This window comes from Acinetobacter sp. UBA801 (genome assembly GCA_002296655.1).
Classification (GTDB): domain Bacteria; phylum Pseudomonadota; class Gammaproteobacteria; order Pseudomonadales; family Moraxellaceae; genus Acinetobacter.
In genome coordinates this window covers 20,450-31,073 of the sequence record DBIN01000012.1, presented here as the reverse complement: position 1 = coordinate 31,073, position 10,624 = coordinate 20,450, and the positions used below count along the sequence as shown (strand labels likewise).

Here is a 10,624-nt window from a genome sequence, read left to right as displayed (position 1 = left end):
TGTCAGTAGAATTAATCCACCCAATTGCAATGGACGCTGGTTTACGTTTCGCGATCCGTGAAGGTGGTCGTACTGTAGGTGCTGGTGTTGTTGCTAAAGTAACAGCATAATCGCTTTATAGTGTGAAAGAGCGCTCCGTTTGGGGCGCTTTTTTATGGCTGTATTTTGAGTGCTAGTTTTCATTTATGGATGATAGCTTGTCATACAGTTTGATGGATCAAAAAAGTCATTCTTTAAGCCTTGAATCATCTAAAAACCATTTTTTTAACTTTCTTATGCTACGGTATAGTTGCCTATTTTTCTCTAAATCATAAAAATAATTTCACTTATCATTATTTTTTTCCTCATGTCCTGAATTGACAATTCGCTGTCCCTAAGTGCACTTAAATACTGCGCAGAAAACCGTAATATGAAGTCACACCGAAAAATAAAAATAGAGTGGGTTGCAAGGAGTAAATAACTTCATAGTTGTAACCTCAGGAGTGAGCAACATGAATGCTAAGGTAAGTATAAGTAAACGTGCTGGGGCGAGTTTTCCTGTCCGCCGTATGAATTTCAACTTTGATACTGTACCCGAATATTGGATGGGTGGTAATGCAGGTCTAACGCATTTTATGACTGCTTTATCTGCATTATTTCCTGCAGGTGAGAAGTTTTTTATAGACAGTGTACGTGCGGTGCGTTATCACTCAATGCTGAAAAACAATGCAGATTTACAGAAAGAAATCAGTGCTTTCATTGGACAAGAAGCCATGCACACGCATGAGCATGTCGGTTTTAATGCCTCTGCGCAGAAATTTGGGCATGATGTTGATGCTTTGGAACGTCATACAGATACCGTGATTCAAACCACTCGAAAATTTATGGCAAAGTTAGCTAAACCGATTGGCATTACACAGGAAATGGTAGATTTAACTACAACTACTGCGCTAGAACATTTCACGGCAACGATTGCTTCACAGTTACTCAGTAATTCTCATATTCAAGAATTGATGACTGATGACACCATGAAAACCATGTGGTTGTGGCATGCAATTGAAGAAAATGAACATAAAGCTGTGGCTTATGATGTGTTTAAAGGTGTGTTTGGTAAGGGTTTGAGAGCCTATGCACTACGGACAAGTTCTTTGGTTATCTCGATGGTGATTTTGTTTTTTATACAAAACTATTTTTTATGGCGTTTATTAAAACAAGACAAGCAATTGAATTTGGAAAATTTACGCATGATTTATCGTTATGCTTATAGTCCATCCAAAGGGATTATTACCGGCATGGGCAAAGAAATGTTGTTATATTTCAATCCGAATTTTCATCCGAACGATTTTGACACCACAACATTATTAAATACTTGGAAAGCCAAATTAGGCTTCTAAACTTTTCCCTTTGGTCAGGCAACGTAAGTTGCCTTTTTTTTTGCTCGATTTTTTTGTAGTGAAATCTATAATGCCTACATCTTAGAGCACAAGATCACTTCTTATGATTCGTTTAATGCAAGCCCATGATGTCGCCGATGTGGTTGTTATTGAAAATTTGGTACAAAGTCATCCGTGGAGTGCCAACCAATTTGGTGAAGCTGTGGACAGTTATCACAGTACCGTGATTGAACACGCAGGGAAAGTAGTGGGCTTTTGTATTTTGCAACCTGTATTGGATGAAGCGAATTTGTTGTTGATGGCGGTGCATCCAAGTCAGCAAGGCAAAGGTTTAGGCTATCAATTGCTAGAACATTCTATTGCAGGCTTAAAGAATCGACCCGTTCAGATTTTTTTAGAAGTACGTGAAAGTAATTTAGCTGCGATAGCCCTGTATGAAAAATCAGGTTTTCATCAAATTGATTTACGTAAAAATTATTATCCTAAAACGGATGGGACACGCGAGCATGCCATTATTATGGTGAAATCTTGTAGTGATGATTTTGCCAGTTTGTTTAAGTAAATCTGTTCGAGGTAAAAATTGATCTTGTGTGAATTCAGTTTATTTGATGATTGAGTTATTCCAGCCTAAGGGCAGTGTGGTCATTAAAGAGTTTCCCAATTGCTGCACCTCATCGGTATTTAGGCTGCGGTTAATACGTCGCCATTGACCATCGAGCAGTAGCTCAAGTGGTACATATTGCGATTTATAATTCATTTTATTGGAATGTGGTACCCAATAGCCTAAGTATACATATTGCAGCCCCAAATGTTGCGCCTGTTCAATTTGTTTTAATACTGCAAATGTTCCGAGTGAGCGACGACTTTCGTCAGGATCAAAAAAGGTATAGACCGCAGAAATACCATCATCTAAATAATCACAGGTCGATACCGCAATAAGGCGATCTGCGTGCCAAATTTCTAAAAAGAAGCTGTTAGTACAACTGTGGATCAGGAATTTTTCAAATTGGTCACGACTGGCAGGGAACATATCACCATCGGCATGTCGTTCATTGATATAGTGTTCATACAGTGCATAATGCAAATCGCCTGCATCTTGTGGCTGCGTTATTTTTATCTGTAAATCATGATTGCGTTTCCAAGCTTTCTTTTGGGTGCTGTTCATTTTAAATTCAGCGACAGGAATGCGTGAAGAAAGGCATTGGCGGCATAAATGGCATTCAGGGCGATATACAAAATCGCCACTGCGACGAAAACCGACCCTAGAGAGTTCAGACAAAGTCAGCACATCAATTTTATGTGTAGGGTCTAAAAATACCATCCGCGCAGATTTTTCAGGTAAATAGCTGCAATCGTGCGGTGGAGTAATGTAATACTGCAAATCATTTAGCGGGGATTTTGGGTGATATGAATTCATTTTCAAGATCCCTCTCTGTTATTGTCATTCAAGTAAGCGCGCATACTGCACTATTGTTTTACTTGAAAATACACTGTCCTGATATTTTTTCCAATTGATCGCAGGCTGTTTTACAACATCTTGTAACGATTTAAGATAGTCTTGGCGAGAAATTGTACATGCGCCCAGGCTAATTAAATGGTCATTAACCAATTGACAGTCAATCCAAGGCAATTCTTGTTCTTGTCCGAGCAGCATCAAACTATAAAATGCCATTTTGGATACATCGGTACGATGGCTAAACATCGACTCGCCAAAACAGCCTTTACCAATGCTGACTCCATACAAACCACCAACTAAAAGATCTTGCTCCCAAACTTCGACACTGTAGCCATAACCTGCTGCAAAAAGCTGACAATAACCTTGAATGATTTCTTCAGAAATCCAAGTTTCATTGGCGTAGCTGCGAGGTAAAGCACAATTGCGAATCACCTGTGCAAAGGCGTGATTGATAGTAATACGATAATCCATTTTTTTCATGTTGCGGATTAAAGATTTACTGGGCTGATAATGTTGCGGAATGATCACGCAGCGCGGTTCTGGACTCCACCAGCAAATAGGATCACCTTCTGAAAACCATGGAAATAAACCATGGGTATAGGCTGCATAGAGCGTAGAAGGGGAGAGGTCTGCACCTACACAAATCAAACCTTCACCTTCAGGATCAACTTCAATAGGATCGGGGAAAATGAATTGTGAAGCGGGGAGTGTGTGCATAGCAATTGCCGTGTGAATTTTTGTGATGAACTTGACTCATCATACCTAAAAATGTCGTGTTAAAAAAACCGCTCAAAGAGAGCGGTCTTTAAACGTAGTCACTAAATTATTTACCCAGTGCATCTAAATATTTTTCTGCATCCAATGCTGCCATACAGCCTGAACCTGCAGAAGTAATTGCTTGGCGATAAATTGAATCTGCCACATCACCCGCAGCAAAAACACCATCCACCGAAGTTTGAGTCGCATTGCCTGAAGTGCCACTTTGTACTTGGATATAACCATCACGCAAGTTTAATTGACCTTCAAACATGCCAGTATTCGGTTTGTGACCAATCGCAATGAATAAGCCAGATACATCAACATCTTGAGTAGAACCATCGGTAGTTGATTTTAAACGGACTGAAGTTACGCCTGTGTTGTCACCCAAGACTTCATCGACCTGGTTATTCCAAAGAATACTGATTTTGCCTTCTTTCACTTTTGCAAATAATTGGTCTTGCATGATTTTTTCAGAACGAAGTGAATCACGACGATGCACCAATGTCACGTGTGCTGCAATATTAGAAAGGTATAATGCTTCTTCGACAGCCGTGTTACCACCACCAACGACCATCACTTTTTGGTTTTTGTAGAAGAAACCATCACAGGTGGCGCAGGCACTTACACCCTGACCCATAAATGCTGCTTCAGATTCTAAACCTAAATATTGAGCAGTCGCGCCTGTGCAAATGATTAAAGCATCACAGGTAAATTCTTCCATATCGCCTTTGAGTACAAATGGGCGCACATTCAGGTTTACTTCATTGATATGGTCATACACGATTTCTGTGCCAAAGCGTTCTGCATGCGCTTGCATACGCTCCATTAACACTGGGCCTGTTAAACCTTCAGGATCGCCTGGCCAGTTATCAACTTCCGTGGTCGTGGTGAGTTGACCACCCAATTGTAAGCCTGCAATTAAAGTCGGTTTTAAGTTGGCGCGTGCGGCATATACTGCGGCACTATAACCTGCAGGGCCTGAACCTAAAATAATCAAACGTGAGTGACGAGCGCTCATGCACAGCATCCTTTTTTTATTCAGAAATTTATGGAATTATACGTGAAACAGGATGAGTTTGCTGTGTGATTAAAGTTGATATTACTGATCATCTAAATCGATTTGAGCTATATAGAAAAAGTTAACAACACACTTCAATAATCTTGCATCTTTTTCTAGGCAACACATGCATAATAGAAGGTCTGTTATAATTTATAGCTTGCTGTGTGATGAAGTTTGCATCGTGAAATGCGACTTAAATGCCATAGCTAAATGAAACACAGACGCTCTGAATTAGGTGGCTTTTTTAGACCATCGAGCAAACAAAACATTGATGAAGAATTGGCGACAGGACAATATATGACTGCGGTGTCGGGTGCTTATGCACAGCGCTTAATAGCGACATTATTTTTGGTCTCTTTTGGAATATATCTGTTCCTTGCAACAGTGACCTATACTCCATTTGACCCAGGTTGGATGCACATTTCTAGTGATACCCAACAGGTTTCAAATGCAAGTGGAATAGCAGGTGCATGGATTGCCGATTTATTGTTTGGCTTTTTAGGTTGGGCGAGTCTGCTCCTTCCTGCTTATTTATTTATTGAAGCCTTACAAGTCTGGTGGCCACGTAGTTTTTTAAACCGTCCATTTCGATATGCTGCACAATTCTTCATTTTATTGGCGACTGCAAGTTTATTGTATTTATTTTGGCAAGTGCCTGCCGATACTTTAGACAATGCCTCAGGCGGAATTATCGGTTTTGAGCTTGGGAAAAGTTTGTCGCAAATTTTAACCATTTATGGGGCAACAATTTTTTTAGTCGTCTTTTGGATTTTCTTATTTACCCTCGCATTTGGGGTGAAGTGGAACAGAACCTGGGCAACTTTAAAAGCCACACCTGCTTATCTGCAAGATTTGTTCTATCGCAATGTACCTGAAGTAGAATCGGAGTTTGACCGTTCTGCACCACAGGTGAAAAAGACCGTTGTCGCTGCTGCACCTGTGGATGCTGCCAAAGTGGCATCAACCGATTCAGAAGAGAGTGAACTCGTTGTGGCACAGGTGAAACAAGCTAAAGTAACTACGCCACATCCTGCGGCAGAGCGTATGTTTAATGATATGCAGCAACGCGAAGAAGAAGAGCAACAGCCGCAGCAACAGGGATTGATACAAGATGAAATTGATGAGGTTGAATTAGAGAAAACCCTAGAAAAGGCGCATCGCTTAAAACAAGACAGCCAGCGTATTGTTGCGACAGGTGAAGTATGGCGTGCTTTACAAGAAAATACCGACAGTCAGCATAACCAAGACATTCATGCTTTATTGCGTGCTTCAGAAGAGCCTGAGTCGCATCTACAATCTAATCCTTTTGATGACGTGCTTCCTAGAACTGCAGCAGCTCAAGCCACTACAAAATCATCGTTGGATTGGGATGATGACCAAATTTTTGATGAATTGCTCGCAGCAGTTCCACAAGGCAAAGCTGCAAGTGATTTACACAGTCCATTCCAAAACAATGCGGGAATGGATGCTTTAGATGAGTCTGTGATCCAGCATGAAACAGTGCATCCACACTCGAATCATACGACTCACGATTTTAACGATGAACTCAGCAGATTTGAGTCAGATTTTAATCCGTCATCTTCAAGTGTTTCGAATATGCAAAATCATGCTGTACGGCAAGAGCGCCATTTGCAGCATGATTTAGACAGTTTAGATGATTTGTTGGTGGATGATCTTTTGGGTGATGAGTTACAGCAAGATTCATTTAAAGATCAAGCGCCTGTAGCGCGTAGTACCAGTAGTTATGCACAAAGTTCTGCTTTTGTTCAGGCACCTATCCAGACGGCAGCCACTGCCGCAGTGATGGCAAGTACAGCTGCCATTACACAGGCCGAACATGCAGAAAAAGCGGCGTTATCCAAAGAAGCATTTATCGAAGCTTGGCAGGAAACCGCAGGCAAACCACTAGATGAAGATGACTTTGATTTTGATGCACCCTTGACCGATGCACATGGCCGTCCGATGTCCCGTGCCATGCAGGTTGCAGAAAAACGTCGTGATTTATCGCCATTACCGGGTTTAGATTTGCTTGATAAAGTCGATCCAAACAAAAAAGTGAACTTCACCGCAGAACAATTATCGCGCTTGTCGGAATTGCTGGAAATTAAATTACAGGAATTTAATGTCAAAGCTAAAGTGGTTGAAGCACAGCCTGGCCCAGTCGTGACCCGTTTTGAGCTGGATTTGGCACCCGGGGTCAAAGCTTCAAAAGTGACCAATATTTCCCGTGACTTGGCACGTTCAATGTCGATGGCATCGGTACGTGTGGTCGAAGTGATTCCGGGCAAGCCGTATATTGGTATTGAAGTACCGAATAGTTCACGTGAAATGGTACGTTTGATTGAGTTATTACAAACGCCTGCTTTTGAAGATCCAAACGGCATTTTATCTATGGCGATGGGGAAAGACATTTCAGGTAACCCTGTGATTACTGAATTGGGCAAAGCACCGCACATGCTGGTTGCAGGTACAACGGGTTCGGGTAAATCGGTTGCGGTGAATTCGATGATTTTGTCGATGTTGCTGAAATACAAACCTGATCAATTGCGTTTAATTTTGATTGACCCGAAACAATTGGAATTGGCTAACTATAACGATATTCCACATTTATTGACGCCTGTCGTGACTGATATGAAAGATGCGGTCAGTGCTTTGAATTGGTGTGTCAATGAAATGGAACGTCGTTATAAGTTAATGTCCTTCCTTAAAATTCGTAAGTTAAGCGACTATAACCGTAAGGTGGAAGAAGCGCTTGCTAGTGGTGAAGACCTGATTGATCCAACTTGGAAACCGAGTGATTCTGCTACACAGGAACGTGCTCCACGCTTAACTCCATTACCTTCTATTGTGATTGTGGCAGATGAGTTTGCCGACATGATTATGCAGGTCGGTAAAAAAGCAGAAGAAATGATTACCCGTTTGGCACAAAAATCACGTGCAGCAGGGATTCATTTATTGCTTGCGACTCAGCGTCCATCGGTAGATGTGATCACAGGTTTGATTAAAGCCAACATTCCAACCCGTGTGGCCTTGCGCGTAAACTCAAAAATTGACTCGCGCACCATTTTAGATGCAGGTGGGGCAGAAGACTTGCTTGGGCATGGTGATATGCTGTTCTTGGGGCCTGGTAAAATTGAACCAGAGCGTGTGCATGGTGCGTTTATTTCAGATGATGAAGTCAACCGTATTTGTGATGCATGGCGTGAACGTGGTGACCCAGACTATGTGGATGAAATCTTGACACCATTTGATGAAGAACCCTCTTCACGTGGTTTTGAAGATGGTGAAGGCAATCCAGACCGTGACGTGCTTTATGATCAGTGTGTGGCGTTTGTATTGGAAACACGCAAAGTTTCGACTTCGTCTTTACAGCGTAAATTTAGCTTAGGTTATAACCGTGCAGCACGTATTGTCGATCAAATGCAAGAACAGGGTATTGTCAGTGAGCAGGGGCCAAACGGAAAACGTGAAATTTTAGTTTAGTTTTTTCTCATTCTGTTTTATGTTAAAAAAATCCCGCAATGACGATTGCGGGATTTTTTATTTCATTATCTTTTGCTGAATTTAGCTAAAGAAAGACAGCTAAATCGTTTAGGCAAACTTAGCCAAAACTGCTAAAAACTCATCTTTTTGACGAGGGAATTCAGCAATCACGTCATGAATACGTTGACCTTCAGGATTGGTGGCATTCAGGTCACGACCATCGGCAATAAACTGGGTCAATAAGCGCTCATAGTCGCTTGGACGCATGTGTTTAAAAGCATGATATAACACATGGAAATCTGCATTGACACCTGCAGGTGGCAACTGATTTAAGTAAGCAAACACACGTTCATCTGACCATGCTTCGTTAAAGGTTGCAGGTTGAGATAATGCCATAGCAATCTCCTTTATATTCTTTTGAAAAAATAGGGCAAAATAACTTGCGTTATTTTGCCCTGATTCAATTTGCTTGACTAATCAGTATTCAGATTATCGCTCTTCAGGCAAATTGATATTCATTTCTAGCATTTCAATATTGGCTTCTGAACGTACTGACATTTGAATGTGTTGTTCATCTACCCCACGCACGTAGCGGTTCACCACTTGCATGATTTCTTTCTTCATCTGATCAATTTTTTCTTGGCTTAAGCGTTTACCCAGACCTTGTTCAGAAGCAACAATCACTTTTAAGCGATCTTTTGCTGTTTGTGCGCTAGATGGCTTATCTTCACCGCTAAATAATTTGCTCCAAAATCCTGCCATGTCTACGCTCCAAATAATCGTGCTAACCAGCCCTTAGGTTTCGCTTCAATATGGCGAAACGGACGTTCTTCACCCAAGAATCGTGCAACCAAGTCATCATAAGCCTGACCTGCTGCAGCATCGCTATACAGAATGACAGGTTTACCTTCGTTTGATGCTTGAAGTACGCTCTTACATTCAGGAATTACGCCTAAAGTAGGTACACGTAAAATATCTTTAGAAATGTCATCAATCGTCAGCATTTCTTGTTTGTCGGCACGTTCTGGGTTGTAACGTGTAATACACAGGTGCTTACGGATACGACCTTCGTTTTGTTCTACTTTTTTAGTTTTGCTGTCGAGCATACCAATAATACGATCAGAGTCACGTACTGAAGAAATTTCAGGGTTGGTCACAATAATCGCTTCATCGGCATGATACATCGCTAAAATAGCACCGCGCTCAATCCCTGCAGGTGAGTCACAAATAATGTAATCAAACTCTTGTGCGAGCTCATCCATAATACGTGCCACACCTTCATCGGTCAGGGCATCTTTATCACGGGTTTGAGAGGCTGGAAGAATATAAAGGTTTTCAATATCTTTATCGCGAATTAATGCTTGTTGTAAACGCGCTTCATTATTTAAAACATTCACAAAATCATAAACAACGCGACGTTCACAACCCATAATTAAGTCAAGGTTACGTAAACCCACGTCAAAATCGATAACAACAGTTTTGTGACCACGTAGGGCTAAACCTGTTGCAAAAGATGCACTTGTAGTGGTTTTACCTACGCCACCTTTGCCTGATGTTACGACAACAATTTTCGCCACCGAATCCACTCCTGTTATGGTTTAAATTCCCCTAAATTTTTTGGGGATTTTTGGTGATTATTTATACATTAAAATTGTAGAGCTTCAAATACAAGCTCTTGGTTATCATTTAAGTAAATATGCACAGGTTTTTTGGTCACATGCTGTGGAATGTCGTCCGCAACGCAATATGTGCCTGCAATAGATACCAATTCTGCTTCTAGGGAATGACAGAAAATTCGTGCTGCAATATTCCCGCCCGCGCCGGCAATGACTCTACCACGTACACTACCATAAATATGTATATTTCCTGAAGCAATCACTTCTGAACCGCTGTTAATGCCTGCGGTTAAAATGATGTCGCCCTGATGCTGTACCAGACATTGACCTGTACGCAAAATTTCATCATGATACGACGTAATATGTGCCACCGCAGGTGTAGTTTCAGCGACTTGATTTTCAGTCTGTTGTTCTGCGGCAGGCTCAGGTTTAACTTCCACCACTTGTTCTTTGGTCGCTTTCACTTCTTGAAGTGGGCGATCTTGTGGAATCACAGGAAATTGAATGGCACGTGCCTGATCGCCCAATAGTCCTTCAGTCACCGCAATTGGCTGTGCCTCTAAACTAATGAGTAATTGAATCAGTGCAATCAGTTCCTGTTCGACTGAACTTTCAATCACCACCAAAACGCCTGGTGGAAATGATTTTTGCAACATTGGGCTTAGTTGCTGGCGGATCGCATCATGATCATTGGTGTCTAAGCTAATGCGAATCGCATTGACCAATCTGCCTTTTATCCGTATGTCAGCCATAATAATTCCTTAACACTTCTGACTCTGCTGGTTGTCGAAGTCATATTATAAATAGAGCAAATCCTAGAACAAATTGGGTGAATTCTCTAGCTGCATGACTAAAAATATTTATCCCAATCGTAAAA

Annotated in this window: 10 protein-coding genes and 1 pseudogene; 4 read left to right on the top strand and 7 right to left on the bottom strand. The window is 41.4% G+C overall.

The window, feature by feature from the left end; translation table 11 throughout:
• The 3 genes and pseudogenes from B2W49_RS01540 to rimI all read left to right on the top strand — a co-directional run.
• Window positions 1-110 (top strand): annotated as a pseudogene (locus tag B2W49_RS01540) (elongation factor Tu); the annotation flags it as partial.
• 381 nt (window positions 111-491) lie between these two features.
• Window positions 492-1,373, top strand: coding sequence for a metal-dependent hydrolase (locus tag B2W49_RS01535; protein ID WP_291333937.1), 882 nt, complete (start codon window positions 492-494; stop codon window positions 1,371-1,373).
• A 103-nt stretch (window positions 1,374-1,476) separates the two neighbouring features.
• A complete protein-coding gene (gene rimI, locus B2W49_RS01530) occupies window positions 1,477-1,935 on the top strand; it encodes a ribosomal protein S18-alanine N-acetyltransferase (RefSeq protein WP_291333935.1) in 459 nt (152 codons plus the stop codon).
• Window positions 1,936-1,974: 39 nt separating this feature from the next.
• Here the strand turns inward: rimI and B2W49_RS01525 are convergent, their stop codons facing one another.
• The 3 genes from B2W49_RS01525 to trxB form a co-directional block, all read right to left on the bottom strand.
• Window positions 1,975-2,790 (bottom strand): arginyltransferase, encoded by an 816-nt coding sequence (locus tag B2W49_RS01525; RefSeq protein ID WP_291333933.1) that lies wholly within the window; start codon window positions 2,788-2,790, stop codon window positions 1,975-1,977.
• 24 nt (window positions 2,791-2,814) lie between these two features.
• The gene (gene aat, locus B2W49_RS01520) at window positions 2,815-3,546 is read right to left on the bottom strand and encodes a leucyl/phenylalanyl-tRNA--protein transferase (RefSeq protein WP_291333931.1); all 732 of its coding nucleotides are present in this window, start codon (window positions 3,544-3,546) and stop codon (window positions 2,815-2,817) included.
• A gap of 106 nt (window positions 3,547-3,652) precedes the next feature.
• Window positions 3,653-4,606, bottom strand: a complete 954-nt coding sequence (gene trxB / locus B2W49_RS01515) for a thioredoxin-disulfide reductase (protein ID WP_291333929.1) — start codon at window positions 4,604-4,606, stop codon at window positions 3,653-3,655.
• A gap of 339 nt (window positions 4,607-4,945) precedes the next feature.
• On the opposite strand from trxB, the gene B2W49_RS01510 reads away from it, so the two are divergent.
• The gene (locus tag B2W49_RS01510) at window positions 4,946-8,131 is read left to right on the top strand and encodes a DNA translocase FtsK (protein ID WP_291333941.1); all 3,186 of its coding nucleotides are present in this window, start codon (window positions 4,946-4,948) and stop codon (window positions 8,129-8,131) included.
• Window positions 8,132-8,239: 108 nt separating this feature from the next.
• On the opposite strand, the gene B2W49_RS01505 is transcribed toward B2W49_RS01510, so the two are convergent.
• From B2W49_RS01505 to minC, 4 genes are all read right to left on the bottom strand, one after another.
• Window positions 8,240-8,527 (bottom strand): PA4642 family protein, encoded by a 288-nt coding sequence (locus B2W49_RS01505; protein WP_291333928.1) that lies wholly within the window; start codon window positions 8,525-8,527, stop codon window positions 8,240-8,242.
• Window positions 8,528-8,620: 93 nt separating this feature from the next.
• Window positions 8,621-8,893: a cell division topological specificity factor MinE gene (minE, locus tag B2W49_RS01500; protein ID WP_004975292.1), complete on the bottom strand. Its 273-nt coding sequence runs from the start codon at window positions 8,891-8,893 to the stop codon at window positions 8,621-8,623.
• Window positions 8,894-8,895: 2 nt separating this feature from the next.
• A complete protein-coding gene (minD, locus tag B2W49_RS01495) occupies window positions 8,896-9,708 on the bottom strand; it encodes a septum site-determining protein MinD (RefSeq protein ID WP_004975294.1) in 813 nt (270 codons plus the stop codon).
• Between the two features lie 68 nt (window positions 9,709-9,776).
• Window positions 9,777-10,499, bottom strand: coding sequence for a septum site-determining protein MinC (gene minC / locus B2W49_RS01490; protein WP_291333926.1), 723 nt, complete (start codon window positions 10,497-10,499; stop codon window positions 9,777-9,779).
• Between the last annotated feature and the right edge of the window lie 125 nt (window positions 10,500-10,624).

What these genes read in the sequence shown, in the direction of transcription:
- aat (WP_291333931.1), bottom strand. Translation starts at nt 3,546, where the DNA reads ATGCACACACTCCCCGCTTCACAATTCATTTTCCCCGATCCTATTGAA.
- rimI (WP_291333935.1), top strand. Translation starts at nt 1,477, where the DNA reads ATGATTCGTTTAATGCAAGCCCATGATGTCGCCGATGTGGTTGTTATT.
- minE (WP_004975292.1), bottom strand. Translation starts at nt 8,893, where the DNA reads ATGGCAGGATTTTGGAGCAAATTATTTAGCGGTGAAGATAAGCCATCT.
- minC (WP_291333926.1), bottom strand. Translation starts at nt 10,499, where the DNA reads ATGGCTGACATACGGATAAAAGGCAGATTGGTCAATGCGATTCGCATT.
- B2W49_RS01535 (WP_291333937.1), top strand. Translation starts at nt 492, where the DNA reads ATGAATGCTAAGGTAAGTATAAGTAAACGTGCTGGGGCGAGTTTTCCT.
- B2W49_RS01510 (WP_291333941.1), top strand. Translation starts at nt 4,946, where the DNA reads ATGACTGCGGTGTCGGGTGCTTATGCACAGCGCTTAATAGCGACATTA.
- B2W49_RS01505 (WP_291333928.1), bottom strand. Translation starts at nt 8,527, where the DNA reads ATGGCATTATCTCAACCTGCAACCTTTAACGAAGCATGGTCAGATGAA.
- trxB (WP_291333929.1), bottom strand. Translation starts at nt 4,606, where the DNA reads ATGAGCGCTCGTCACTCACGTTTGATTATTTTAGGTTCAGGCCCTGCA.
- B2W49_RS01525 (WP_291333933.1), bottom strand. Translation starts at nt 2,790, where the DNA reads ATGAATTCATATCACCCAAAATCCCCGCTAAATGATTTGCAGTATTAC.